Below are 26,361 nucleotides of genomic sequence, written 5' to 3'. Positions count from 1 at the left end.
AACCAATTGGGGATCAATGCTAATTGATTGAATCCCCTATTCGTCTTGGCATTTATCAGGTGTCAGGAGTTCGGCAAAGCAAATGTGGCAAACAGACCAGCGTTGTAGTTCACCGGGAGGGGTGGGGGATTGACATCGAGGACATAGGGGCCAATGTTGCGATCGCCTTTGGATTTTGCTGGCCCAAATTTCCCAAGCAGCGATCGGCGTTTTCGGTGCAGCCACATCCTCAGATCCCCTCTGCTCAATAGTCCCAAATTCCCCATTAACCGGGATAGTGCTGGGATGTTGTTGAGTCTCCTTGGTTTCCGTCAAAGCACCCGCCGCCAAAAGATTAGACCCATCAGACCACTGAGCCGTGGAAAACTTGATATCATGCAAAGGATCACACAGCCACTGATTTAGGTGTCGGACAATTTGCTTACGCCTGAAGGTAAGCTCCTGAGTCCAAGCCGCGCTAGAAGTAGCTACCTGCAGAATATTTCGGTAAATCGTTATGGGTCGAGTATGAGCCTGTGCTGATTTTCCGACCACATCAGGCCAATGGCTAACTACTAGCTGAAACTGCTGTTGTTCCGGGGTGAAAATCCGGTCAGCAAAGGTATTTATAATCTGATCAATGGATTCAAAGTTCAATTAAAATCAACCCCATTTTCCAGGAATTTTGTTATGAGCCAATCTTCTCAAATTGAAACTACCTCCTCCCCCCCCCAACTACAACCAGTCCTCCAATCGGTTTTGGAAAGCCTAGACGTAAAACTAGAGCAGGAACTAACCCGCTATCGGCGATATAGAAGGCAATCTCAATCTGATAATCAGCAGCCTAGGGAGCCATCTAATAACCAATCGCAATCATTTCCAGGTGCGATCGCTCCTCCTGTCAGAACTCCAGAATTACCCGCAAGTCAAGCAGAACCACAGCGCCCCCCCACAGGCTGGGAATCAGTCGTCTTACCAGAACCCGCTCCCATTGTTCCCCATAGCCAAAACCAAACAACAGCCAACGGCAATGGTTCCAGCGTCGAAACCTCAAGCGCCACCTCACCGTTAGGCTACCTGGAATCGACCGAAAAACTGATTAGCAGCATCGAAAAACGTGCCGAATATAGAAAACAGCAACGCAGTCAAAGTTGGACTAATAGATTATTTACCCCCTTGGGGATGGTCTCTATGCTGCTGCTGTTTATTTCTAGTGCCATTTTAGGCTATGTCGTCACAGGTGGTGCCGGCTTGCAAATACTAGGCTTCAATCGTCTGTTTAGGGATTCTATGACTCCTACTTCTGAGCCAATGGATGCCAACAGAGTAGAACCGACATCTCCTAACCTGGCTACCCAGGAGTTTGTGGAGTTAGATCTCAATACCCTCAGTACCATCAATCCTAATCCTAACCCCCCTACCACTGCACCCCAAGCCGCTCCACTAGATGGCAGCGCAACACCTCCCCCCGCTCCATCTCCGTCTGTGGTGATTCCCACTGGTCCTGGACTTAATAACCTATCCCAGGAACTGTTACCTCAACCTGTCGCACCTACACCCGCACCCGCAGCACCCGCAGCACCCGCAGCACCCGCAGCACCCGCAGCACCCGCAGGCGGAACTACCCCCCAAGCTAATACTCCCACCCCGGCGAATACTCCCACCCAGGTTAATGCTAATCCTGTGAGGGCTGAAGATGGATTCTATTATGTGGTAACAGATTACGACAATGATGCCAAGCTAGAAACAGTGCGCCGAGTGGTTCCTGATGCCTACATCCGCAGATTTAAAACAGGTGTCAAAATTCAAATGGGTGCTTTGGGTGATGCGGAATCGGCTAAACTCCTCGCTGAAGAATTACGAGCCGCAGGAATTGCCGTTCAATTTGATACCCCATCACCAGGAGAGTAATCTTAACCATGGTTCACATGATAAGCCCTCCTGGTAACTCCGAGGTATTAATACCAGTAGAACCCACTTAATTGCTGATCATTTTCGGGGAACGAAAGGCTACAATAAGGACAGGTTAACCTGCTAGGTATTGCTGCTATCTGTGGATAGTATCATGCTTCGCGCCTGTCCGTTGACCATCTCTGAATATTGGTCAAGTGTTCACCTTTTCAGGTCATAATAAATGCAACTCCTGAATCAAGTTTGGCAGATGGTTGGCTCCCATGTTAGCCGCCTATTTAACCAAACTAAAGATCCTGACCAACTGCTCAAGGAAGCTATAGACCAAATGCAGTCAGATCTAGTTCAACTACGACAGATCATAGCTGATACCCGTAGCACCCAAAAACAAATAGAACAGGATTATATTGATGCTGAAAAAAGTGCCCAGGAGTGGCACAAAAGGGCTCAGTTGGGTCTGAAAAAGGGTTCTGAATCGGTAGCACGGGAGGCTCTAATTAGAAGGAAATCTTACTTACATACAGCTAGTCAGATGCAAGAACAGTTGCAGATACAGCAACAAATTTTGGCACAACTTAAATCTAATTTACGAGAACTCTCGGAGCGTGCAGCTAATGCTAAAACTCAGCGGGATCTGTATCGGTCTAGATCCTATTCTCTGGAGGCTTACCAACGTTTGAATGAAATGGAGGAAAGCCTTGATTATACTAGGATTATAGACCGCCTTGAGGAGCGAGCTATTGAATTAGAAGTGCGATCGCAAGAATTAATCAGCCGGGGAGATGAATACAACTATGATAACTATTCTGATGCCGAAATTGAAGCTGAGTTAAATGCTATGAAAGCTCAAATCCGATGGCGATCGCATTGACCATCAAATCCTATCAATATTTCACGGGTTCAGTTTAGACATCTTGGGAGGCACTACTAATCAATCATGCGCTTATTTATTATTCCCCCCATACCCAAGTTATCTTTGCGTCTAGTCTTAATTGTCCCTTTTTTGCTACAAATTACCATAGCTTTCGGATTAACAGGATGGTTATCTTATCGGAATAGAACCCGCGCGATGAATGACCTAGCTACCCAGTTACAAGTTGAGGTTAGTAACCGGATTAAACAGGAAATGAATACCTATCTGGAAACTCCTCACTTGATTAATCAAATTAATGTTGATGCTATCAATCAAGGGTTAATTTCCATAGATAACATTCCCGCACTAGAACGCTATCTATGGACACAATTACAGCAGTTCCCCACCGCCAGCTATATTGGTATGGGTATGGAAAACGGGGATTATATTGGCGCGGGACGCTATGATGATGGTTCTATTGAATTTGATATTTTAGCTGATAGCACTAATCGTCAGTTAGAAAAATGGTTAACAGATGATCAGGGGAACCGAACTGAGTTGGTGAGTTCCCGGGATAATTATGATCCTAGAGTTAGACCTTGGTATCTGGTCGCGGTGGAGGCGGGTAAGCCGGTTTGGAGTGAGATTTATGGGTATTTTGGCTCCCAAGCCTTAGTGGTTTCTGCTAATCGACCAATTAATGATCCGGAAGGAAATTTACTAGGTGTAGCCAGCAGTGACCTAACTTTAAAGCGAATTAGTGAGTTTCTCGGTACCTTAGAAATTGGCAAAACCGGACAAACATTTATTGTGGAACGTAATGGTTATTTGGTGGGAACTTCTACCCTAGAAAAAACCTTTATTACTGATGAAGAAAATCGCGACACTGAAAGAATTTTAGCAGCGGAAAGCAGTGACATAATGACCAGAGAAACTGCCCGATATTTGGCTAATAAATTAGCTTATATTAGTCAAATAGATAATCACGATCACCTCAGTTTTTATGCTAGTAGTCGGCGAGAGTTTGTCCAGGTAACTCCCATGATTGACCCTAGGGGAATTGATTGGTTAATTGTGGTGGTGGTTCCCGAAGCGGATTTTATGGAACAGATCCATGAAAATACCCGCATCACAATTTTATTATTTATGATGGCGTTAGTGTTAGCGATAATTTTGGGTATTCTGACTGCTAGATGGATTAGTGAACCGATTTTACGCCTCAGTGAAGCCTCCAGTGCTATTGCTAGTGGCGCTCGTAATGCTACCGCTAGTGCTGAGTTAAATCAAAAGGTAAAAGTTGAGAAGATCCGAGAATTGGGGATGTTATCTGAATCCTTTAATATGATGATACAGAATTTGCGGGATTCATTTATTGCGCTAGAAAATACTAACCGAGAATTAGAACAACGGGTATTAGAAAGGACGGCGGCGCTGCTTCAAGAAAAGGAGCGATCGGAAGAGCTATTACTTAATGTTTTACCTAAGCCTATTGCAGACCAGTTGAAAGCCAATAAAAAAGCTATAGCTTCTGCTATTGAAGAAGTGACTATTTTATTTGCTGATATTGTGGGATTTACCCCGCTGTCCGCACGGATGCACCCCATTGATTTAGTGAGTTTACTTAATGAAATGTTTTCGATTTTTGATCACCTAGCCGAGAAACATAAATTAGAGAAGATTAAAACCATTGGCGATGCTTATATGGTGGTGGGAGGTTTACCACTACCGCAAGATAATCATGCGGAGGCGATCGCTGATATGGCTTTAGAAATGCAAGCAGCAATGAAGCAGTTTCAAGGTAGTTATTTAGTGGGTTCAGAATCCTTCCAAATTCGCATTGGTATCAATACCGGCTCCGTGGTAGCTGGGGTAATTGGGATTAAAAAATTTATTTATGATTTATGGGGAGATGCGGTTAATATTGCTTCCCGCATGGAATCATCAGGAACACCGGGTTCTATTCAAGTCACCGAGGAAACCTACAATCGCCTGAAGAAGAATTATATATTTAAAGAACGCGGTCCTATTCCGGTCAAAGGAAAAGGACAGATGACTACTTATTGGTTATTGGGGAAAAAACCAGTAGTAGATATTTCCTCATGATTACCATCTATCTATCAGTTAATATCCTGATCCTCAATTATCGATTTAACCGCATTAGATTGACTAAGGACATAAACACCAGCCACAGTTATTTCAACGGGAATCGTACCCAGTAAACTAGGGCTTGGGGCGAGTAATTTACCATTATACTGATTCAGAATAGGCTTAATCTGATTAAGGGAACTTTCCGCCGCCTTTTGTGTAGCAACCATTTCAGCTTTTCGCTGTTCAGGAGATAGACGTGGCGATCGCTGATGATTTGATGGGGGAACCTGGAGGAAAACCAAAACCCGGATTTTTTCCTGAGACTTGAGACGCGCCAAACGAGCAGCAAATTCGGGGCTAATTTTCATATCGCGGTTCTCCCTAACACAAATGTTTAATGGGGTTAATGGGGGGAGCGCTGCTGGGTTAGCATCTCCTGGCACCACCCCCAGCAAAGTCAATCCAATTATGCCGTATGGGATCATCACAATTACCCCCCCCTAACTAATATGATAATTAAACCTATTTCAGAGCTTGTAGAGCTTCCCAGGGCTTAATTAACCCCCATCCCCAACGGTTATCCGGGCGCATTTGTTCTCCCCCAGGATGTTCGGCGGTTTCTCGCAACACTTCCACAATTTTACTCACCGGAACATCAGGTTGTGCAGCTAACAATAGCGCCACCACTCCAGCCACGTGGGGAGTCGCCATAGATGTACCATCCATATAAGTATACTCAAAAGACCCATTAGCCTGTTTAGTGGGAGGAACAGCCGAATAAACCTGAGCCCCAGGGGCTGATACATCAGGCTTAGTCACTAAGCGGTTAGGAGCATCATCTGGAAATACTAAACTTGCGCCACTGCTAAAAAATGTAATTCCCAGTTCAGAATTAGGGAGCATTTCCACCGCGCCGATAGAGAAAGCATTATGAGCATTTCCTGGACAGCTAGTATTACCATGATTTTCGTTACCGACCGCCACCACTGGGAGAACATCATATTGATTGATCAGCATATCGAAAACCTGAGCAAACAGAGGCTCATAGTAACTCATACCCAAGGACATATTAATCACATCTGCCCCATTCTCAATTGACCAGGAAATACCCTCAATTAAGGTTCGCAGGGTGGCATTACCAATCAGAACCCCTCCCGCCAGTAAGTCAGCTTCTGGGGCGACACCAATTGAAACCCCACTTTCCGTTTTACCACCAGCCACAGTACCACAAACGTGGGTTCCATGATTTCCACCGTCAAAGGAAGGGGTAGCGGTAATTCGTCGCCCTAAAGGGTCGATGACTACAAACCCTTTCACCCGGTCTTTTAAGGCTGGATGATCTCCATGTACTCCCGTATCGAGAACGGATACTGTAACTCCTTTCCCTTTGGTTTTTTCCCACATTTTGGGAATTTCTAAGAGTTCTAATCCCCAGGTTAATTTGTTGTTTTCTTCCTGTCTCCGTAATTGTTGATAGTCAATGGCGCTAGGTTCAATTAATTTGATTTTTTGGTTGGGTAAAACCACTACCACTCCTGGCTGTTCCACTAAAGCTGGTAAAGTCTCTGCGGTCACTTCTACTGTAGCAATGGGTAATGCACCTGAACCAATAGCAGATACATTGAAGTTTTGACCGACAGCACTTTTATAACTGGCTGCTAGTTTACTAACTTCGGCTTGGTGACTGGTGGCCGTTTGCTGGATAGTATTAAATCTTTGTTGAGAGTCACGCGGCGCGATATTTGTGGGGTATTGTCCCTGGAAAATTACGATCGCATCTTGTTTCCCTTGGGGGTCGGTGTTGGATAAAAACGGAGCAAAAGCTGGTGAAATTTTGGGGTTAATGGTCATTATCTTATGTCCTGTGAATTGATTTAAATTGCCTAGGTAGACAGGTTCACTAATCTGGTTTAGGATGACCCTGGTAATCGTGAAACCATTGCCTACCCCTTTGACTATTTGACCCCAGTTTACTCAGATAGTGACATCTGGGGTGAAGGGTTCCTGATACATTTACGCGACATTTATCCGGCTATTGCCTGACAATGCGACGATAGCACTATTACCCGTTAAGGTAACAGAGGCGGTATCCCGCAAAGCTTTTAGAAAGATTCCAAAAGCACCGTTCCAGTCCCTGGGTAGAGTGAACCCGCACTCAGGACATCGGAACACTTTTGAGCCACCTAGCTGGGAATGCACATGACCACAGTGAGTACAGGTTTTGCTGGTGTATTCTTCCGTCACATCTACAACTGTGGTTCCAGTTATCTCGGCTTGATGTCTCAGGGTTAGTTTGAATCGATAATGCGCCCATGTCAGCATGGCGCGGGCAGTCTTGGATTTGATTTTCCGCTTGGCTTTGGCAACCATGTTGGAAGTCTCGAAGGTCGGCAGAAAAATTATGCTGTAGTTGTGAGTCAAGTAGTGAGCAATTTGTTTGTGGGCTTCATCAACTAGATTGCGGATTTTGGTTCTCATTCGTTGAGCCGCTTGCCTCATCCGTCGCCTCCTTGAACGACAGGGTTCCTTGGCGATTCGGCTCATTAAATCATCCAAATGTTGACATAGCCTAGTAATGCGTCCAATATCCCCGGAGCCCAATTCCAGAAATCGTGAACCATCAAACCCGGTTATGAAAGTTCGCACACCCGGGTCTAATGCAATCACGCCAGTAGCGTCAGTTGGGGTAACGGCAACTGGTTCAGGGAAAATCGCAAACCATCGACCTTTGGTAAACACCAACTGAGTCCCTTGCCCGCAAGTTTTAGGGATGGGTTCGGAAACCATGAAAGTTAATCCTTTCGTTAGTCTTGGATACCAACTCCCTGAAGAGAAATTAGTATTATTGAACTTAATCCCTTGAGAGCTGTCACGACAACTTCTAAACCTGGCATCAGGACTGGCGCTCAAAGCCTGATAGGCATCAAAGATGGCATTTTGCCGAATGTGGCAGGGTGTTTCTTTGACCCATTCGGGTAAGTCACTCTGCATCACTTTATTGCGTAACTTTAACTTGCTTAGTCGTTTACCACTCCTAGATAATGCAATTGCTTGGTTGTAGCAATACCGACAAGCGGCCAGCCATTGGCGCCAGACTTGATTTAGCTCGGGGCTGGGGTAAATCCGGATCTTCTTTGACCTGAGTTTTATATTTACGCAGTCCGTATAATCGGGAACTGAAGCAGTGGAGGATGGCGAGGATGTCCTCAACCATTTCTGGTTCTGGACTGAGACTTGTCTCGTTGAGAACCATGAGTGAGCACCTGTTTTGCTCACAGAGCCATCGAAACAAGTCAAATCCCCATATTGCCAATCGGTCTGGGTGGGCAACGACAACCATGCGGACATCTCCTGACAAATGATGTCCCAGTAAGGCCAGCATTTTCTTTCCCTTGAAGTTGAGCCCGCCTCCGATTTCTGAGACGACTTCTGCTTCGGGGTAGAGGTTGGACAGTGCGGCCACCTGTCGGTTGAGGTCGGACTGCTGGGCGCGGCTACTAACTCTGGCATAGATAACGACTTTGCGTTTGTCACTGCCTGATATGGAATCAGTATATCACTCAACGTTGTATCGTCGTTGCCCAGCGGGGGTTCTGATGGTGTCGATTGAGCCATTGTCGTCCCATCTGCGGAGTGTTCTTTCATGGACTCCAAGGATTTGGGCGGCTTCCTTGGGTTTGACATATCTGGCAATAGGTTTATCCTCAACCCTTCTCGCTTATTATACCGTATTGCCCTAAAATATTAACCGAATTTGTGATTAAATCATGCTCTTGTGGTTGTCAGTCCTCAAGTTCACTCACCCGTCAACCATTTCCGGCAAGGTTGAGATTTTAGCTGTCAGATACTGTGGCAATGCAGTCTATTTCTACCAGTACATCTTTGGGTAATCTGGCTACTTCTACGCAGGCACGAGCGGGAGCATTTTCGGAATCGAAAAATTTTGCATAAATTTCATTTACGCTGCTAAAATGGCTCATATCCTTGAGGAAAATGGTGGTTTTGACTACTTCTGACCAACTGCTTTTGGCGGCGGTAAGGATGGCTTCTAGGTTCGCCATTACCTGTTTGGTCTGTTGTTCAATATCTCCTGAACCGATGAGTTGATTGCTTTCTGGATCGATCGCAATTTGGCCGGACACAAATACCATACCATTGACGATCACTGCTTGGCTATAAGGCCCCACAGGAGCAGGGGCGCGATTGGTGCAGATGATTTGACGCTTCATATTTGGGGTAGTTATCACTACTATTGTTGATCTTACATTACACCTGCTCGTCAATATGCGATCGCCCGTTTTGAGATTTTCATCTTCCCGAAATTGCCGGAATCATTGCCCGGATCAACAACACAGTATAAAATCACTCGATGAGGGAATTATTGCCGGGTAATATTTCCCAACCTACCGCAGTGGCAGTTAACTCGAAATGACCATGATTGATGAAGGTGTTATCAAATATCAATGTAATTGGATAGAGGCTGAACCCTTAGCCTCACCCGTCTTAGGGGAGTTGATGTATTGGCGCGATCGCTTATATTCTTTAGGACTAATTGGAGTCTATGACAATGGCATTGGGTTTGGTAATGTCAGTGTGCGTGTGGGAAACTCCCGGGAATTTATCATCACCGGAACCCAAACCGGACACCTAGCCCATTTAACTCCCCAACATTATACCCTGGTTTACGATTTTAGTTGGCCGGAAAATTGGATCACCTGTCGCGGTCCGATTAAAGCCTCATCAGAAGCCTTAACCCATGCTGCCATATATAGCCATCAACCTCAAATTACGGCGATCGCCCATGTTCATCATCCCCAAATTTGGCAGAAATTGATGTTTAAAGTTCCTACCACTAACCCTAATGTTCCCTATGGAACCCCGCAAATGGCAGAGGAAATGTTCCGTTTATTCGCGGTGGAAAATCTAGCCGATCAGCGAATTTTAGTCATGGGAGGACATGAAGACGGCTTTTTGAGTTTTGGTCAGAATTTGGCAGAAGCTGGGGAAGTTCTGCTAGAATGGGTTAACATATATCCGACAAGATAACTATAGTTGGAGTCTTATGCAAAGACGTTCTATCGATTCTTTGGAAATTAATCGTCGCGCAGTACAACTTTTTGATGCTGCCTCTAACCGCTATAAAATTACTGTTCAGGTGGCTAAACGCGCCAAGCAGTGCCGCTACGAGGATTTTGATAATTTTGACGACAACCTGATGAAGCCAGTTATGCGGGCTATTGTGGAAATGTCCGATGAGTTAAGCCAACCGGAAATTATTGTCGATCGCTAAAGTTTCATGAGACCAAGTTCAACACGGCGCGCGCCATATCCTAGACTCGTTGCATTAGCAGTGGCGAGTCTGATCATATTCACAGCGATCGCTACTTTGACCAAATCTCCGACCCGCGCCCAAATTCCCCCCCAGGAGTCCTCGCAATTAGCCCAAGGGGGAATGTTGCGGGTGCGTGATGTCTGGCAACAGGTATATGAGCTTTTACCAGACCTACCCAAGGAAAATCACCACATTTCCACCGAAACCGGAGAACCTGCCGAAGATAACACCCTAATTGATCGGCTAATTCGCTATCACGTTTATATCCAAAATCGCCCTACCCAATTTCGCCTAGACTGGAAACTGACCCTGGCTGATTATTTAGGTGCTAATCAAATAATGAGACCTGAGCAATACCCCCGCGCTCGTGTTTTGCAGGAAAATCCCCTAGAGGGAGACAAAAAGGCGATCGGCACTTTGAATAGACAACAACGGGATGCCTTAGTTGATGTTCTGGTGGGGATATTTAATCCTAGCGCGGCTAATGCTGTATCAGAAAGACAACCCCCAGCAGACACGCCGCCAATACCTCCCCCATCAAATGATGCTGGTGATAATGGCCGTTTTTCCCTCCCTCGCCTTCCCCAGCCGGGAGACTCAGAATTGTTGCTTCCTTAGTTGAGTTAACAAATGGACAAAATTTTGAGAAAAGGGGTCGGCTGGCGGTTAGGCTGGGACCCCAACGCCTCGGAGTTTAAAGGGTTAGTCGGGGGAGAAGGATGGGCGGTTGAGTTAACGGAACCGGAATTAGATGATTTGTGTCGTCTGTGTGGACAACTCGCCGACACCGTTAGTGAAATAGCTGCGGAAATTATGGACTCCGAACGCCTCGCCTGTGAAGCTGAAAGCGATCGCCTTTGGGTACAGCTAGAAGGCGTACCCCACGCCTACAGCCTAGAGTTTATCCTTAGTAACGGGCGGCGCTGTGAGGGCAGTTGGCCGCCGGAGGCAGTCCCGGAACTCCTGGCCGCCATGAAAATTTTAAAAATGTTCTAAAAAGTTGTTGGAAATTTCGATTATGTGTGTTATGATGGTGAAGCACATCGGGGCGTAGCGCAGCTTGGTAGCGCACCACTTTGGGGTAGTGGGGGTCGTGGGTTCAAATCCCGCCGCTCCGATTTTACTTAAACCCTTATCCTAAGGGCGATCGACGGGAACACTTAACCGGGTAGTCGCTCTGTTGCAGACAATTTGCAGACAATTTGCACCTAGCATAGGGGTAGAAACTATTGTAACTCAATCGAACCAAGTTGGAAGAGATGAAACGGACGCTGTTTGCAATTATTGTAGGTGTGTTGATCGCGGTCACTTTTTTGGTAGTCCCGCCCGCAGTTGCTGCTACAAATGCGGTTACGGGAGGACAAGGTAACCCGACAACTAAGCCAGTTGTCAACCAGACAGCAAGGAAAAGAACAGACAATTTGCGGGCTAAATGTGACCCTTCCTATCCTGATATTTGCATCCCACCTTACCCACCAGACCTCAATTGTAAGGATATCTCAGATCGCAAGTTTCGGGTGATCGGTTCTGACCCCCATAAGTTCGATCGCGATCGAGATGGAATTGGCTGCGAGAATTAGCCATTAGTCCTATCTAAAAACCTATGCTCTAACTTGACTGTTAATTAAGCCCACGATTGACTAATGCTTAAAAATATCATCGAACTGCATTAAATCTAAGGTTACAATAGTCGGCAAACATTGGAAACAATCCAGGGCTAAATCCCAGCGTTCCTCACGCTTGAGCATCTGAATTAACTTATCTTTAGCTGATAGTAAATATCGCACATCATTAGCTGCATAATTAAGCTGATTTTCCGATAAATTGGCAGCATTCCCCCAATCGGAACTTTGAGAAGATTTATCTAATTCCACCCCCTCCAATTCCATGATTAAATCTTTTAAGCCATGTTTCCCAGTATAAGTTCTGGCTAATTTACTGGCAATTTTAGTACAAAATACTGGGTTAACTTCAATCCCCAGATTATGGCGCAAAGTAGCGACATCAAACCGGGCGAAGTGAAAAACCTTGAGGATATTAGCAGTTTCTAAAAGGGTTTTTAAATTGGGTGCTTCCCTTTGTCCGCGTTCAATCCGAATCGCCACCACCTGTCCTTTCGGGTCACAAATTTGCACCAAACAGAGGCGATCGCGCCCAGGTAATAAACCCATAGTTTCCGTATCGATAGCCAAAGCCTCAGCTGCCATGAACTCCGAAAGACGAGAATCACTCAAATCGCGATCGCACACCTGAAAATCATTCATAATAACTCACCCCTCTGGTGTATTTAACCATCCATCCTCTCAGCGAGGGCGGACAAAAATCTGGGTAAAATAATACTCACCCTTAGCATTCCTCGCCACCCCAATTCCGGTTAAAGAATAATCGCCGATCATATTTTTATGATGACCCGGACTATCAATCCAACCCTTAACCGCCTGTTTTACCGGATCAGCATAACCAGAATTATAGGCAAGATTTTCAGCAATTTGGCGGAAGCGGATCTGACTACCGATCGCATCAAACCTTTCTCTTGAACCATCATGGCTAAACCGAACCCGTCCCGCCGCCATATCCTCCGAATGACGACGAGACTCATTACTGATACGAGAGTCAAGTTGTAGAGGTGACAAACCTCGGCTTTGGCGGTACTCATTCACCTGTTGATGAACCTGTCGTTCCAAACTAGCAATATCTCTGGTAGAAGCAATCACAGAACTTGAGGGATTAACAACTGATAAAAAATCCACTTCCGGGAAGAAATGATAACCCAAGATTAACCCCATTCCCACAGAAGCCAAAGCCATTAAATTGCGTGTCATAGTCAAATCTCTGAATCGAGAAACTTAGCTACAGTTTGCACATCCTTATCACCCCGTCCCGAACAATTGAGAACAATATTAGGGCTACCTTCCAGTTGAGGACAGAGAGTTTCTAAATAAGCGATCGCATGGGAAGTTTCCAAAGCCGGAATAATTCCCTCCAACTGGGATAAACGCTGAAAAGCATCTACCGCCTCTCGGTCAGTAACGCTGTAATATTCAGCCCGTTGGGTATCCTTCAAATAACTGTGTTCCGGTCCCACTCCCGGATAATCCAACCCCGCGCTAATAGAATGTGCTTCAATAATCTGACCATCATCATCCTGCAATAGATAACTCATAGCGCCATGTAGAACCCCCACACGCCCATGAGTTAGGGTGGCGGCGTGTTTTCCAGTCTCCACACCAGAGCCGGCTGCTTCTACGCCAATTAGACGCACAGAGGACTCATTAACAAATTCATGAAACAATCCCATAGCATTAGACCCACCACCCACGCAGGCGAGCAGAATATCTGGTAAACCACCCCATTTCTCTAAACACTGGGCGCGGGTTTCCCGACCAATTACCCCATGAAAATCTCGCACCATCATTGGGTAAGGATGGGGACCTGCTACCGAACCCAAGATATAGTGGGTAGTTTCCACATTTGTCACCCAGTCCCGAATCGCCTCAGAAGTGGCATCCTTGAGGGTTCCGGTTCCCGCTGCCACCGGTCTGACTTCTGCCCCTAATAGCCTCATTCTAAACACATTCAGGGCTTGGCGTTCCATATCCTGTACGCCCATATAGATTACACAGTCTAAGCCGTAGCGGGCGCAAACCGTAGCGGTAGCGACTCCATGTTGACCCGCCCCAGTTTCCGCAATAATCCGTTTTTTGCGCATTTTGCAGGCTAGGAGAGCTTGGGCGAGGGCGTTGTTAATTTTATGAGCGCCAGTATGGTTGAGGTCTTCCCGTTTTAAGTAGATTTTCGGACCGCTACCGTCAGGTCTAGCATAGCGATCGCTTAAACGGGGGGCAAAATACAGGGGACTCGGTCGCCCTACATAGTCCCGGAGTAAGTCTTCTAGTTCCCTTTGGAAGTCGCGATCGCTCACATAATGTTTAAAAGCCGCTTCCAGTTCCGCCAAAGCTGGCATTAAAGTTTCCGGGACATATTTACCACCAAATTGCCCAAACCGTCCTACAGATGGGTCAATTACTGGATTGGGGTTCGTTGAGGAGTTGGAATGTAGGGGAGTGGTTGTCATGAACAGGGGATTAATTTTCAGTACATCCAATGATTATAAGCCCTTCGAGACAGGTTGCACAATCGCCCTAGGAGTTGATATTTGTCTGTACACCCAAGCTATTTCCGACATAAGTTTGTCGGACACAGCCCACAATACTTGTCTGAATCGCAGCTAAAATCATTAAGCGAGATTTTTATATGCCCTACCATGCTCAAACATAGTGACTTTTCCCAAATAGACCAGACCATTCGCGTCCAAATTCTGAGCGAAGCACTCCCCTATATCCAAAAATTTGCTGGTCGTACCATTGTCGTTAAATATGGCGGCGCGGCCATGAAAGACAGTAACCTTAAAGATACTGTCATGCGAGATATTGTGCTGCTGTCCTGTGTGGGTATTCGGCCAGTGGTCGTACATGGTGGAGGCCCAGAAATCAATACCTGGTTAGGGAAACTGGGAATTGAACCCCAATTCAAAAACGGCTTACGGGTCACAGATGCCCCCACAATGGATGTAGTCGAAATGGTACTCGTGGGGCGAGTCAATAAAGAAATTGTCTCCCTCATCAATCAGGTAGGAGGTTTAGCAGTAGGATTATGTGGTAAAGATGCTAACCTGATCCGCGCTCGTCCCCAGGGTGAAGAGGGCATAGGATTTGTGGGAGAGGTAACCAGTATTGATACCAAGTTACTAGAATCCTTAGTTGATGGCGGTTATATACCTGTAGTGTCCAGCGTAGCATCTGATGAAACAGGTCAAGCCTACAATATCAATGCTGACACTGTTGCTGGTGAAATCGCCGCCGCTTTAGGGGCAGAAAAATTGATTTTGCTCACCGACACAGCCGGAATTTTAGAGGACTACCATAAACCCGAGACCCTAATCGCCAAGTTAGACATTCAGGAAGCCAGGGGACTGATTGAACGAGGAATTGTGGCTGGCGGTATGATTCCTAAAGTTACCTGCTGTGTGCGGAGTCTCGCCCAGGGAGTACGCGCCGCCCATATTATCGATGGTCGCCTTCCCCATGCCTTGCTTCAGGAAATCTTTACCGACGCGGGAATTGGCTCTATGTTAGTAGCCTCTGACCTTAAATACTAATAGCCAATCCCGTCACTTAATCATATAGCGGGCTATCTAGCCCGCACCCCGGAGAAGGGGCAACCCTTGTTGGCACGGTATGCCTCATCTGCACCGTAGCCCCAATTCGTCAATTAGGGCTACTGCCATTAGTGGTGGGTTGTTGACTATGCTTTAGGCTCAATACGAGCGTAGAAAGCACCACGGATTTTCACCTCAACAGCTTCTTTCGCACCTAAATCATTATCAGAAGGCTGTTCGCTTTCAAAAATGCCAGCAATTTCGCCAGTTTCGCCATCAACTTTAGCTACCTGTAGGGAAATATGACCAGCCTTAAACTTGGTATCAGCAAGTTTAACATTGGCATTAACATAATCTTCCTCGTCAGCAGTAGCAGGTAAAGCCACAGCATTATCATAACCAGAAGCCAAACCCCGTGCCTTCGGATCGAGGAAAGTAGACCCACGATAGGAAGGGACATTAAAATCCCCAGAGAAGTCGGTAGAAGTATTAATGCTAGTCAGTCCAGGTTGACTGGTGGCTACTAACCCTTTAATAGTGAATAGGAATGGCACTTGCTCACCACCAGGGAGTAAAACGGTAATGGGCTGAAAATCAATCCCATCTTTTTCAGTAAATTTCAGGCTGCCATCTGGCTGAAATTTCAAGAGACCGCGAACCTGGTCTAAGCTATAAGTGAAGCGAGTTAACAATCTGCCTGGTACAAACTCAGCCTCTTGTCGCTTATTAGCCGGTTCTTCTTTCACAAAGTAGCTAGTAGGTTGCAGACACAAGCCTGTAATTTCATAGGAAGCATTTTGGTCAAGGGGAATTGAACCCCGGGCGGTTTCAGGAAGACTCGGACAGTTAACCGCTAAACCAGTGTTCCGAATATCATCATAAGTTAGTAATGATGGATCTTTTGCGGATGGACTTTCAGAGCAAGCTGTGAGTACCGAAAGGCAAAATGCCAAGAATGTCGCCACTAAAGCGCGATATTTCATTTTCAACCTCAATATCCAAAATCGATATGTGACATAATTTTCTAGTTGGCAGAATCGACGCTCCCCGCTCCCTAGATTGAGCGAGTCACCTGATCCCACCCCATTTATATGGGGGCTGTCCAATACAGCATTTTACCCTGATTACGACTTTTTTGTTACCAGAAGTACAAATTTATCGGCTTTAAGTGTTTTTACCTGGGTTTATTTACGGATTTAAGCGGAAATTGGTAGCAGGTTAGATCTATGATGAAATCGTGAACAAGCATAATCATAATAGGAAATTATGGAGCAGGAGACTGATTTTGAGGCTCAATTGCAGTTGTTGACCCAGAATATCCAGGATTTGACCGTCCAAGCTAATGATGACACCCTCATGCTGTTATCCCTATTGCGAACCTTAGAACAGCTTCACCAAAAAATCCGAGAAGATGTGTTTCAGAAGACTTTACCCAAGAACAGACAGGAACTTTATCATTTACTGCGCGAGATAGAAGCCCAAGGGGGATGGCCATATATTCCCCGTAAATCCCTAAGATTCATTTTGAAAAATCTGGATTTATCAACCCCCTCTGAGCCGGACAATAAGGGGGCGTAGTGAGTATAGATGCGATTTTGGGGTCTTTTGAACGTTTTGGCATTAATCTGGGCTTAGAACGCATTACAGAGCTTATGGTGAGGTTAAATAATCCTCACTACCAAGTCCCTGTTTTGCATATTGCTGGAACTAACGGTAAAGGGTCGGTATGTGCCTATTTATCCTCAGTGCTGACGGAAGCGGGATATCGTGTGGGGCGCTATATTTCTCCCCATTTGGTCGATTGGACTGAGAGAATTTGTATCAATGGGGTTCCCATAGATAATCGGGATTTGCAGATTGTACTCCAAGATGTGATCGGGGCTATTTCTTCTGATGAACTTTTACCTACTCAATTTGAGGTGATTACGGCTGCGGCTTGGCTTTATTTTGCCAGAGAGAAAGTCGATGTGGCGGTGATTGAGGTAGGCTTAGGGGGACGACTTGATGCTACTAATGTGATTGATCAGCCTTTGGTCAGTGTAATTACTAGCCTCAGTCGAGAACATTGGCAGCGCCTTGGTCCGACTTTGGCGGATATTGCTAGGGAAAAGGCGGGTATTCTTAAACGAGGATGTCCGGCGGTGGTGGGACCCCTTCCGCCGGAAGCGCGAAAAGTGGTGAACGATCGCCTTTTAACTCTTGGCTGTCCAACTACTTGGGTCGAACCAGCACAATTGCTCAAGTCTGACCCTTTTCACCCGGTAGCTAGTTATGGAAACTGCCAATATATTTTACCCATGCCCGGACAAGTTCAATTGCTCAACTCAGCTTTGGCGATCGCTGTTTTGGAGTCTCTCAAACAACAGGGTTGGGCGATTTCTGATACAGCTATAGTCGAGGGTATCGCTAAAACTCGCTGGCCGGGTCGTCTACAATGGATAAGTTGCCATGACAATCGCTCATTTTTGCTTGATGGAGCGCATAACCCGGCGGCGGCGGCGGCTTTGCGTGAATATGTGGATGAGTTGCAACAGAGGGGAACTGTTGATGGTCCGATTACCTGGGTAATGGGGATGTTATCGACTAAAGACCATGATGATATTTTCAGGGCTTTATTACATTCTGGCGATCGCTTACATTTAGTTCCCGTACCTGATCATAGTTCAGCGATACCGGAACAACTCGCCCACCTCGCCCACCAAATCTGTCCGCAACTGGGATCTTGTCAAACCCATAGCGATCCTATTGTAGGCTTAGAAACAGCTTTAGCTAATTCAGATAATAGTCTAGTAGTCCTGTGTGGTTCCCTATACTTAGTAGGTTATATCCTGAAAGCTGTCTCATCAGGTGGGGGAGGACATTAATACTCAGTCCGAGAGAATTTGGAGGCGGATTTTGCCGTCGTCGCTATCTCCTAGATTAACCTCAATCACCTGACCCGCTAACTGTTCGAGACAATTAAGGAGCGATCGCAAGTGGGGGGTACTGGCTCCGGTATCTACATATAAGCGATCGGCGAGACTCCCCACTCGTCGCCAAGTGCTATGAAGTTTAACAATAGTTTGTTCCAACTGAGTAGCCTGCTTGACCAAATCGGAAGCGGTACTCAAACACCCCACCCGCAAAGCCTCTTCTAAAGCCATTTCCAGATCTACCGAAGACTGATTTAAAGCCTGAACCTGTGCAGCAGCATCGAGATATTTAGCTAAACTACGAGCATCAGAGGTTAACTGGCGCACGGTATCCACATCAGGGTTAGTGACCATTTCCCGTTGAATTTCGCCAACGTGGGTATCTGGCAACTTTTCCATTTCCCGCACCAGAGGCGCTAGATAACGGGGTGGAATTGCTCCGATAGCAGCTTTTTCCCGGACATCATCAGGAACCAAATCGGAACTCATAGCGGTCCATTCATCAGCGAGTTGGCGGACTTCCCGTCTAGTGATGCGATCGCCTGCACAGGCCACATCACTAACCATTTGCTGTACTTCTGGGGAAGATTTAGCGGTTTCGATAAAAGCTCGTTTACTGAAATTGTTAATAGCATCGGGGTTCAGGTGTCCCTGAGCCAGGAGAGCATCAGCACTATTAGCCAGTTCAATTAAAGCATAAGCCTGACTTTTGCTGATTTCTCGCTGTTTGAGCCAGTGGAGAAAACCCATTCCGCGACCTTCGCCGCCTCGTTTTTCGCGATCGCGAACCGCCCGCAAAATCCGTCCCCGCCAAATTTCGGTTTGTAAATCAAAGCGATCGCATACTTTCCAGGCTGTGTCTACCTGATCGGCAAATTCATGCTCGGAAACTTCCTCATCTTCGGGATCAGGGAGTTCAAAATTAAGGTCACTCAACTCGGTGAGAACCTCAGCCAGTTCAGTCGCAGATTGGGGAATTTCAGGCATCTACTAGCGTAATGGTTATGGACTTGGGGGAACATTATACATTAACAGGTCTTAGGCAAAGCTGTTTCTGGGTAAATCCGAATCTTCTTTGATAACAGACCTGTATTTCCTGAGTCCGTACAATCGGCAACTGAAGACCTGGACAATGGCATGGTTGTTGTGTGAGACAATGAGTCAATATACCACCATAACTGGAAGAATATTTCTGGAAATATCCTTAAATTACTTGTTAATCCCCCTCTAATCAGAAACACCGAACTATCATGAAGCAAGCGATCGCCATTCCTTCCGTTTCCGTAACCTACGCCCAGGATGGCACTTCCACCCGCACCAACGCCCTGGGGATGCGCCATAATCAAGAGATCGCCTACCAGAAAAGGGGAGAACAATATCTGCTGATTAAATCTCCCCCCGCCTCTGGGAAAAGTCGGGCGCTGATGTTTATCGCCCTCGATAAGCTGGAAAACCAGAACCTGAAACAAGCGATCGTCGTTGTCCCGGAAAAGGCGATCGGTGCTAGTTTCCATGATGAACCTCTGACTAAGTTTGGCTTTTGGGCAGATTGGCACGTTGAACCCCGGTGGAACCTCTGCAACGCACCCGGCAGCGATGGCGGTAAAGTAGAAGCGGTGAAAACCTTTCTCGACAGCGATGATAAAGTCTTAATTTGCACCCATGCCACCTTCCGCTTTGCGGTGGATAAATTTGGGGTGGAAATGTTGGACGATCGCCTGATTGCCGTGGATGAGTTTCACCATGTTTCCTCTAACCCGGACAACAAGCTGGGGGACCATATCCGCCAACTGATGACTCGCGACAAAACCCATATCGTGGCTATGACGGGTTCTTATTTTCGGGGGGATGCCGAAGCAGTCCTACATCCCGAAGACGAAGCCAAATTTCACACCGTCACCTACACCTATTATGAACAACTCAACGGCTATGAACACCTAAAACAACTGGATATCGGCTATTATTTTTACTCCGGTAGCTACACCGATGAAATCATGCAGGTACTCAACCCCAACGAAAAAACTATCCTGCATATTCCTAACGTTAATTCCCGCGAGAGTACCAAGGACAAAATCCGGGAAGTGGAACATATTATTGAGGCATTGGGAGAATGGCAAGGCACGGATCCAAACACAGGATTTCAATGGGTCAAAACCGCCGAGGGTAAGATTCTCAAGATTGCCGATTTGGTGGATGATGACCCCAACAAGCGGGATAAAGTGGCAGCCGCACTGAAGGACCCCACCCACAAAGATAATCGCGATCGCGTTGATATTATCATCGCCCTGGGGATGGCTAAAGAAGGCTTTGATTGGATCTGGTGCGAACACGCTTTAACCATTGGTTACCGTTCCAGTTTGACCGAAATTGTCCAAATTATTGGGCGAGCGACCCGCGACGCACCGGGTAAAACCCGCGCCCGGTTTACCAACTTGATTGCGGAACCTGATGCCAGCGAGATGGCAGTGACAGAGGCGGTGAATGATACGATTAAGGCGATCGCTGCCAGTCTGCTAATGGAACAAGTCCTAGCCCCCCGCTTTCAGTTCAAACCCAAGCGCCCGGACAATCAACCCACCCCCGGCTTTGACTATGGAGAAAGTGGCTACGATCCGAGTCGATGCAATGTGGGAGTTAATCCAGAAAGCGGGGAAATTCAGCTAGAAATTAAGGGTTTAGCCCTACCAAAAAGCCCGGAAGCCTCCCGCATTTGTCGGGAAGATTTAACGGAATTGGTGACGGCTTTTGTCCAAGATAAGCCGAGTATCGAGCGCGGTCTATTTGATGAGGAATTGGTGCCAGAGGAACTCACCCAACTACGGATGGGTAAAATTATTAAACAGAAATTCCCCAACCTGGATGAAGGCGATCGCGAAGCCGTCCGCCAACACGCGATCGCCGCTCTCAATTTGGTACAACAAGCTAAGAAAACCAGTAACGAAGGGGACGGGTTAGCCCCGAAAAATACCGCCCTAATTGACGGGGTGCGGCAGTTTGCCCTATCGGTGACAGACCTCGATATTGATATGATTGACCGGATTAATCCTTTTGGGGAAGCATACGCGATTCTGGCTAAGTCCATGAGTGCGGAACGGCTGAAACTGGTAGCAGAGGCGATTCCCTCCGGGACGCTTCGCGATCGCCGCCAAGCGAGTCAATCTCTCGGTAGAAGAAGCGCGAGAGTTAGCAAAGCGGGCGCTACAGTTCAAACAGGAAAGGGGTCGGTTGCCTTCCCTCACCGCCGCCGATCCTTGGGAAAAGTGCATGGCGGAAGGGGTTGCCTTTCTGCAACGGAAAGTTAAGGAAGAAAAAAAAGCCTAAAATCAATTGATAGCTCATCTGGAGGTGACAATCCGTGACCCTCTCCCTAGAAAAAACCACCCCCCCAAACTCCATCCTCCAACGCCACAACGCCACCTGGCAAGACTATGTGGCTATCCGGGATAACGGGGATATAGACTGGCAAAAAATCTCATTTCATCAAGGATGGTTGTGGGTAGATATGGACAGAGAAGGACCCAATCATGCCTCGTCCAGTGATTTGATGACGATGATTTTCTCTGTTTGGGTACTCCTACACCCTGAGTTTGTTTTGCAATCTTATGGACGCTGTGTCATTGAACGCCCGGATACCCACGCCTGTGCGCCAGATTTAGTGCTGTACAAGGGTGATAATATTCCCCGATGGCAACCCGGAGAACCGCGCCGGATTGACTTGCGTCGCCACCGTTTGCCGGACTTGGTGGGGGAAATTGCTGATACTACCCTCAGCCTTGACCTGGATGAACAAAAGCAACTCTACGCCAGCTTAGGGATTTCTGAATATTGGGTGGTTGATGTGAAAGGGCGGCGGATTTTTGCCTTTAGCTTGACTCCATTGGGGCATTATGAAGCGATCGCCCAGTCCCAAGTATTGACGGGGTTGCCGATCACCCTTTTAGAACAAACCCTAGAACGGCTGAACACCGAAACCAACACCGCTGCTGCCAATTGGTTAATCCAACAGTTACAAAACCCGCCAGAACAAAAGGAGAGCATTGCTGAACCTGAACACCAGGACGAAAACAATGGCTAAATCCCCGCCCAAATCTACCACTGATGAAGATTTAGAACTGTTGGCACAGTTGGGGATAGATATCGCCCCGGAAGCGACTCGCGAATATTCCCCTAGAGAAGAACGGATTATCGCTGGGTTTGAGGAAATCGATCGCTTTGTTGCCGAAAAAGGTAGACTTCCTCAACTTATGGGCGATCGGGATATTTTCGAGCGCCTCTATGCAGTGCGCCTGGAACGTTTGCGGGAATCGGCGGAATGTCGCGCCCTCCTTGAACCTCTGGACTCCCGAGGACTTTTAAACCTGGAAAATGATGCCAGTTTTACCTTAGCAGAAAACCTGGAAGAGGACCAAATTGATGCGGCGCTTTTGGCTTCTTTGGGGGTTGATGCTGCTCCCGAAAATGATATCACCCAGTTAACTCATGTGCGATCGCGTCAAGAAATTAAGGCGGCGGAAGAAATTGCCCAGCGGTTTCCCTGCCAGAATTTTGATGAATTTAAACCCATCTTTGAGGAAGTTCAGCGTCAGTTAAAAACAGGCGATCGCCAAGCCGTCAAATATCAGGATTATGCCACCATTAATCAAGGGGATTTGTTTATTCTTGATGGTCAAAAAGTTCTGGTAGCAGAGACGGGGGAGATGTTTATCACTGACTATGGTCTGAGAAATTATAGGCTCCGGGTAATTTATGATAATGGCACGGAGAGCAATCCTCTGTTTAGATCACTTCAGCGAGCCTTAAATAAGGATAAAACCAGCCGCCGCATCACTAAGCTGGATCGGCGGGATTGGGGGCCTTTATTTTCCGGTCAGCCGGAACCAGAAGTTAAATCAGATGATGATGATTTAATCACGGGTTATATTTATGTATTGCGGAGCCTATCTGACGAGCCTTTTATAGCCAAAAATCGGTCGATTATTCATAAAATTGGCGTGACGGGTGGGGATGTTAAAAAGCGGATTGCTAAGGCAAAGCATGACCCTACCTATCTGTTAGCAGATGTGGAAATTGTAGCCACTTTTCAACTGGCAAATATCCACCCGAAAAAGCTAGAGTTTATCCTACATAAGTTTTTCGCCAGGGCGCGATTAGACCTGGAATTGATGGATCGTTTTCAGTTCCCAGTCCAGCCTAGAGAGTGGTTTCTAGTGCCATTAGATGCCATTGAAGAGGCGATCGCCAAAATCCAAGACGGCACCATTGAGCAATTCCAATATGAGTTGGAAACAGCCAGTATTATTAGAGTATCATAACACATTTTAGTAATAAAAAGCAATTGGGTTCCCACAATGGACATTTTCCCATGGGTTTTGGGAACCCGCAGAGTTTAATAGTTTAACTCACCAACGGAGTGAACGACGATGATTACAGAAATAGAGTTAAAAGATTTCAAAAGTTATAAATCGGCGACATTGCACTTAGGGCGGCTTACGGTATTAATTGGAGCCAATGCTTCCGGTAAAAGTAATGTTATTGAAGCCTTGCGGCTTTTATCTCGGCTTGCCACTGGGGAAAGACTTGGATTGCTCAGAAATCCGCAAAAAAAAGGAGATAATTTCTTTCGAGGTAATGTCGAACATTTGGGATATCGAGGAAAGCAGACATTTCAACTAGCTGGCTTGACAAACCATCCCGATTGGGAACGTTTTGAGATTCAACTCGGACTCAGTTCAGACAACCATTTGCAGGTTATGCAAGAACGGATTACCAGTTCAACTTCTAAAGTTCCGTTGTATGAAATCACCAGTGAACCGCAAGGGGCAGGAAGTGATATTTTTGTGACTTATAATAATTTTGCAAGAGGCGGCAAAAAACCGAGCCTGGTTTGTAGTAGTCATCTGGCGGTTTTTACCCAACTTTTAAGTTCCATTCGATTTCGACCCGAAAATCTCAAAAGTCGAGAAATTATCCCGAATGTTTGCGAAAAATATGTCCGTTGGTTAAGTGGAATTGTGTTTTTAGAACCAGAGCCTAGCTTGATGAGAAACTATGGTCACAAAACGGATTTAATTTTGCGGGAGAAAGGGCAAAATTTATCGGGAGTTCTTTATAATTTATGTCAATCTACAACCTCTAAGCAGGCGGTTTTAGACTTTGTTTGTAGTCTTCCAGAACAGAAGATTGAGGAGATTAGTTTTTTAGAAACCCCTCGGGATGAGGTGATGTTACAACTCACTGAAACCTTTGGAGGGGTGGCAACTCCTTATGATGCCGCCAGATTGTCTGATGGAACCCTGCGAGTTTTATCCATTGCAGCAGTATTACTTTCTGCACCGGAAGAAAGTTTAGTAGTCATTGAAGAAATCGATAATGGTGTACACCCGAGTCGTGCGAGTGCCTTACTGTCTCGGATGGCTGAAATTGCTCGAAAACGTAACCTCCGTATTCTCATTAGTAGCCATAATCCGGCTTTATTAGATGCTCTTCCTGATGAGGCAATTCCTGAGACTGAATTTTGTTATCGCAGTCCTGATGATGGGTCAAGTCAGTTAATTCGGTTGCAAGATATTCCCGATTACCCGGAACTGATTGCTCAGGGTTCCGTGGGTCATTTAATGACTCGGGGACTGTTAGAACGTTTTGTCAAGCAGCATCCAGGAAATGAGAACAAAAAACAGCAGGCTCTAGACTGGTTGACTTCGCTTAATTCCATGGTGGAGGCTCACTAATGGCCGATGTTTCGATTGTCGATACTTCGGTTTTTTGTAATGTTCTTAATATTCCTAAATTGAATGATGAGCGAGGCTTAGTCATGGAACAACTTAGGGATTTTTTGGAAAAAGGAACCCATTTGCTGTTACCAATGGCGGTTGTTTATGAAACCGGAAATCATATTGCTCATATCAGTGAGGGTCGTTTGCGCCGACAATGTGCTGAGTTGTTTGTTGAGCAAGTTAAAATGGCGATCGCCGGAGAAACCCCTGGGAGGGTGATGCAGGTTCCCACTGCGGAAGATAGAGTAAACGGCATTGAGCTGCCTCCACCAGTTCAGCAATCCGCCCCCCTTTATGAAACGTTGCATTGTCCAATACTAGAGTCTGACCTGGCTTCAATGTTGGAATTAAGATGAACTCCAACCACAACTCAAACTAGGAGGCTGGCATTTTTGGTCTTCTTAGTCATCTCGTCCTCTCCATTATACGTCCTAACTTTCCTGTTTTGTGCTGGTAGGGGTCGAAAGGAAAGTCACCTTTCCCAACTCCCATTCAAAACCGTGCTTGATACTTTCACATCACACGGCTCCTGATGTGGATACCCTATTTTGTCAGTAGGAACAAGGTTACGACCCCCTGCTTTATGACCTCAACTTTCATAGCTATATGCTTGCGTTAGTCTTTAAACTCGCTTTCGCCATTAAACTATTACTTATCGCGGTCTCTATATCCACACCGTGACTAGTGGGCATATCCCAACCATTACAGTTAGGCATTGGCTTTCAGTCACATCCCTTCCCCTTATAGGCTTACGCTTACACTTTTCACTACTCTACGAGATGTACTCGTAGAGAGCCTAACAGGGGTTTCAACGTTCCGTATATATGGGCATTCCATCTTTAGATTTGTCCTATCCACCGGGGTACATTTAAAGGTCTGTGAAGATGGCTCATAAACACCTCTTCTTTTCCCCTTGTTCTTTTGAACGCAGCGTTTCAACCTGTTTCGCTGCTTCATACTGACGATGGTTCAAGCCAGACATTCGGTTTCCCTAATCATGGATGGTTGGCAGTGGTCGGATTTTGGGAATAGGTTTTCCCTTACGCCTTCCGTTCCCCGCTTCAATCCCAGATTTGTGATTTCTGAAACTGGGGGTGGCTATCGCCTTTACTCTTTCCCAAATCACCCCAAGTGGGTTGAAGTACTCCTCCTAAGTATACTTGGACGGTATTCTTGTGATTTCTTAAATGGGATTGACCTTGAGTTCCCTGCCTTGCTTAGTCTATACTCTAAGCGTTGGGACATATATACAGTTAAGGGGTTAGACTGGTTGAAGGTCTAATTTTCCCTCTAGGAGGTTATTTCAGGCATTGCAGCCTTATTTGACTCCTAAACGTCTCGCACATATGAGAGTA

General features: G+C 46.3%; 26 protein-coding genes, 1 tRNA gene and 3 pseudogenes. 18 read left to right on the top strand and 12 right to left on the bottom strand.

The annotated features are described in order from the left end of the window. Nucleotides 1-36: 36 nt before the first annotated feature. A complete protein-coding gene (locus HFV01_RS10550) occupies nucleotides 37-636 on the bottom strand; it encodes a DciA family protein (RefSeq protein WP_006625100.1) in 600 nt (199 codons plus the stop codon). Between the two features lie 33 nt (nucleotides 637-669). On the opposite strand from HFV01_RS10550, the gene HFV01_RS10545 reads away from it, so the two are divergent. From HFV01_RS10545 to HFV01_RS10535, 3 genes are all read left to right on the top strand, one after another. Then, on the top strand, nucleotides 670-1,890 hold the full coding sequence (locus tag HFV01_RS10545) for a hypothetical protein (RefSeq protein WP_006625099.1): 1,221 nt from the start codon (nucleotides 670-672) through the stop codon (nucleotides 1,888-1,890). Nucleotides 1,891-2,113: 223 nt separating this feature from the next. After that, nucleotides 2,114-2,761: a PspA/IM30 family protein gene (locus HFV01_RS10540; protein ID WP_006625098.1), complete on the top strand. Its 648-nt coding sequence runs from the start codon at nucleotides 2,114-2,116 to the stop codon at nucleotides 2,759-2,761. Between the two features lie 66 nt (nucleotides 2,762-2,827). Beyond that, the gene (locus HFV01_RS10535) at nucleotides 2,828-4,846 is read left to right on the top strand and encodes an adenylate/guanylate cyclase domain-containing protein (RefSeq protein ID WP_006625097.1); all 2,019 of its coding nucleotides are present in this window, start codon (nucleotides 2,828-2,830) and stop codon (nucleotides 4,844-4,846) included. A gap of 14 nt (nucleotides 4,847-4,860) precedes the next feature. Here HFV01_RS10535 and HFV01_RS10530 read toward each other — a convergent pair whose 3' ends face one another. From HFV01_RS10530 to HFV01_RS10510, 5 genes and pseudogenes are all read right to left on the bottom strand, one after another. Then, nucleotides 4,861-5,199: a DNA primase gene (locus HFV01_RS10530; RefSeq protein ID WP_228116347.1), complete on the bottom strand. Its 339-nt coding sequence runs from the start codon at nucleotides 5,197-5,199 to the stop codon at nucleotides 4,861-4,863. 154 nt (nucleotides 5,200-5,353) lie between these two features. Beyond that, a complete protein-coding gene (locus HFV01_RS10525; protein WP_006668787.1) occupies nucleotides 5,354-6,682 on the bottom strand; it encodes a S8 family serine peptidase in 1,329 nt (442 codons plus the stop codon). A 162-nt stretch (nucleotides 6,683-6,844) separates the two neighbouring features. Further along, nucleotides 6,845-7,954 (bottom strand): RNA-guided endonuclease InsQ/TnpB family protein, encoded by a 1,110-nt coding sequence (locus HFV01_RS10520; RefSeq protein ID WP_235720184.1) that lies wholly within the window; start codon nucleotides 7,952-7,954, stop codon nucleotides 6,845-6,847. Further along, nucleotides 7,866-8,525: pseudogene (locus tag HFV01_RS10515) on the bottom strand (IS607 family transposase). Before HFV01_RS10515 ends, HFV01_RS10520 begins: the two are co-directional and overlap by 89 nt. 139 nt (nucleotides 8,526-8,664) lie before the next feature. Then, nucleotides 8,665-9,060 carry a RidA family protein gene (locus tag HFV01_RS10510; protein WP_006625093.1) on the bottom strand — a complete coding sequence of 132 codons (396 nt, stop codon included), beginning with the start codon at nucleotides 9,058-9,060 and terminating at the stop codon, nucleotides 8,665-8,667. 199 nt (nucleotides 9,061-9,259) lie between these two features. Between HFV01_RS10510 and HFV01_RS10505 the strand changes: the two genes are divergently transcribed. The 6 genes from HFV01_RS10505 to HFV01_RS10480 all read left to right on the top strand — a co-directional run bounded on the left by HFV01_RS10505 (nucleotide 9,260) and on the right by HFV01_RS10480 (nucleotide 11,743). Next, nucleotides 9,260-9,877, top strand: a complete 618-nt coding sequence (locus HFV01_RS10505) for a class II aldolase/adducin family protein (RefSeq protein WP_006625092.1) — start codon at nucleotides 9,260-9,262, stop codon at nucleotides 9,875-9,877. A 16-nt stretch (nucleotides 9,878-9,893) separates the two neighbouring features. Next, nucleotides 9,894-10,121, top strand: coding sequence for a DNA-directed RNA polymerase subunit omega (locus HFV01_RS10500; RefSeq protein ID WP_006625091.1), 228 nt, complete (start codon nucleotides 9,894-9,896; stop codon nucleotides 10,119-10,121). A 60-nt stretch (nucleotides 10,122-10,181) separates the two neighbouring features. After that, nucleotides 10,182-10,781: a hypothetical protein gene (locus tag HFV01_RS10495; protein ID WP_228116348.1), complete on the top strand. Its 600-nt coding sequence runs from the start codon at nucleotides 10,182-10,184 to the stop codon at nucleotides 10,779-10,781. A 12-nt stretch (nucleotides 10,782-10,793) separates the two neighbouring features. Beyond that, nucleotides 10,794-11,159: a DUF1818 family protein gene (locus HFV01_RS10490; RefSeq protein WP_006625089.1), complete on the top strand. Its 366-nt coding sequence runs from the start codon at nucleotides 10,794-10,796 to the stop codon at nucleotides 11,157-11,159. Between the two features lie 48 nt (nucleotides 11,160-11,207). Further along, a tRNA-Pro gene (locus HFV01_RS10485) sits at nucleotides 11,208-11,281 on the top strand. Nucleotides 11,282-11,422: 141 nt separating this feature from the next. After that, a complete protein-coding gene (locus HFV01_RS10480) occupies nucleotides 11,423-11,743 on the top strand; it encodes an excalibur calcium-binding domain-containing protein (protein ID WP_006668783.1) in 321 nt (106 codons plus the stop codon). A 60-nt stretch (nucleotides 11,744-11,803) separates the two neighbouring features. Here the strand turns inward: HFV01_RS10480 and HFV01_RS10475 are convergent, their stop codons facing one another. The 3 genes from HFV01_RS10475 to trpB are packed head-to-tail and all read right to left on the bottom strand — an operon-like array spanning nucleotide 11,804 to nucleotide 14,238. Next, nucleotides 11,804-12,427 (bottom strand): ribonuclease H-like domain-containing protein, encoded by a 624-nt coding sequence (locus HFV01_RS10475; protein ID WP_006625087.1) that lies wholly within the window; start codon nucleotides 12,425-12,427, stop codon nucleotides 11,804-11,806. A 39-nt stretch (nucleotides 12,428-12,466) separates the two neighbouring features. Next, a complete protein-coding gene (locus HFV01_RS10470) occupies nucleotides 12,467-12,985 on the bottom strand; it encodes a CAP domain-containing protein (RefSeq protein ID WP_006668782.1) in 519 nt (172 codons plus the stop codon). A 2-nt stretch (nucleotides 12,986-12,987) separates the two neighbouring features. Next, nucleotides 12,988-14,238, bottom strand: a complete 1,251-nt coding sequence (gene trpB, locus HFV01_RS10465) for a tryptophan synthase subunit beta (RefSeq protein ID WP_006668781.1) — start codon at nucleotides 14,236-14,238, stop codon at nucleotides 12,988-12,990. Nucleotides 14,239-14,427: 189 nt separating this feature from the next. Here trpB and argB point away from each other — a divergent pair, with 189 nt between their 5' ends. Then, nucleotides 14,428-15,321 carry an acetylglutamate kinase gene (gene argB, locus HFV01_RS10460; RefSeq protein WP_006616814.1) on the top strand — a complete coding sequence of 298 codons (894 nt, stop codon included), beginning with the start codon at nucleotides 14,428-14,430 and terminating at the stop codon, nucleotides 15,319-15,321. Nucleotides 15,322-15,467: 146 nt separating this feature from the next. On the opposite strand, the gene HFV01_RS10455 is transcribed toward argB, so the two are convergent. Continuing rightward, nucleotides 15,468-16,304: a photosystem II manganese-stabilizing polypeptide gene (locus HFV01_RS10455; RefSeq protein WP_006616815.1), complete on the bottom strand. Its 837-nt coding sequence runs from the start codon at nucleotides 16,302-16,304 to the stop codon at nucleotides 15,468-15,470. Nucleotides 16,305-16,587: 283 nt separating this feature from the next. On the opposite strand from HFV01_RS10455, the gene HFV01_RS10450 reads away from it, so the two are divergent. Then, nucleotides 16,588-16,899, top strand: a complete 312-nt coding sequence (locus HFV01_RS10450) for a hypothetical protein (protein ID WP_006625083.1) — start codon at nucleotides 16,588-16,590, stop codon at nucleotides 16,897-16,899. Continuing rightward, nucleotides 16,899-18,185, top strand: a complete 1,287-nt coding sequence (locus tag HFV01_RS10445) for a bifunctional folylpolyglutamate synthase/dihydrofolate synthase (protein ID WP_193521068.1) — start codon at nucleotides 16,899-16,901, stop codon at nucleotides 18,183-18,185. The genes HFV01_RS10450 and HFV01_RS10445 overlap by 1 nt, the downstream gene beginning before the upstream one ends. A gap of 3 nt (nucleotides 18,186-18,188) precedes the next feature. Here HFV01_RS10445 and HFV01_RS10440 read toward each other — a convergent pair whose 3' ends face one another. Further along, nucleotides 18,189-19,220 carry a hypothetical protein gene (locus tag HFV01_RS10440; protein ID WP_006625081.1) on the bottom strand — a complete coding sequence of 344 codons (1,032 nt, stop codon included), beginning with the start codon at nucleotides 19,218-19,220 and terminating at the stop codon, nucleotides 18,189-18,191. Between the two features lie 263 nt (nucleotides 19,221-19,483). On the opposite strand from HFV01_RS10440, the pseudogene HFV01_RS32080 reads away from it, so the two are divergent. The 5 genes and pseudogenes from HFV01_RS32080 to HFV01_RS10420 all read left to right on the top strand — a co-directional run. Then, nucleotides 19,484-20,005 (top strand): annotated as a pseudogene (locus tag HFV01_RS32080) (DEAD/DEAH box helicase); the annotation flags it as partial. 1,366 nt (nucleotides 20,006-21,371) lie between these two features. Beyond that, nucleotides 21,372-21,554 carry a pseudomurein-binding repeat-containing protein gene (locus tag HFV01_RS32075; protein WP_438861266.1) on the top strand — a complete coding sequence of 61 codons (183 nt, stop codon included), beginning with the start codon at nucleotides 21,372-21,374 and terminating at the stop codon, nucleotides 21,552-21,554. A gap of 34 nt (nucleotides 21,555-21,588) precedes the next feature. Continuing rightward, on the top strand, nucleotides 21,589-22,308 hold the full coding sequence (locus HFV01_RS10430; protein ID WP_193521067.1) for a Uma2 family endonuclease: 720 nt from the start codon (nucleotides 21,589-21,591) through the stop codon (nucleotides 22,306-22,308). After that, complete coding sequence (locus HFV01_RS10425; protein ID WP_008051551.1) at nucleotides 22,301-23,545, top strand: GIY-YIG nuclease family protein; 1,245 nt, start codon at nucleotides 22,301-22,303, stop codon at nucleotides 23,543-23,545. Before HFV01_RS10430 ends, HFV01_RS10425 begins: the two co-directional genes overlap by 8 nt. Nucleotides 23,546-23,653: 108 nt before the next feature. Continuing rightward, nucleotides 23,654-24,961, top strand: coding sequence for an AAA family ATPase (locus HFV01_RS10420; protein WP_006625077.1), 1,308 nt, complete (start codon nucleotides 23,654-23,656; stop codon nucleotides 24,959-24,961). 267 nt (nucleotides 24,962-25,228) lie between these two features. Here the strand turns inward: HFV01_RS10420 and HFV01_RS10410 are convergent. Then, nucleotides 25,229-25,381, bottom strand: a pseudogene (locus HFV01_RS10410) (transposase); the annotation flags it as partial. A 589-nt stretch (nucleotides 25,382-25,970) separates the two neighbouring features. On the opposite strand from HFV01_RS10410, the gene HFV01_RS10405 reads away from it, so the two are divergent. Next, nucleotides 25,971-26,288, top strand: a complete 318-nt coding sequence (locus tag HFV01_RS10405) for a hypothetical protein (protein WP_035759459.1) — start codon at nucleotides 25,971-25,973, stop codon at nucleotides 26,286-26,288. The last annotated feature ends 73 nt before the right edge of the window (nucleotides 26,289-26,361 follow it).

This window comes from Limnospira fusiformis SAG 85.79 (genome assembly GCF_012516315.1).
In the GTDB taxonomy this organism is placed as follows: Bacteria; Cyanobacteriota; Cyanobacteriia; order Cyanobacteriales; family Microcoleaceae; genus Limnospira; species Limnospira fusiformis.
The sequence above is the reverse complement of the archived record's forward strand: the minus strand, read 5'-3'. Positions and strand labels throughout refer to the sequence as shown.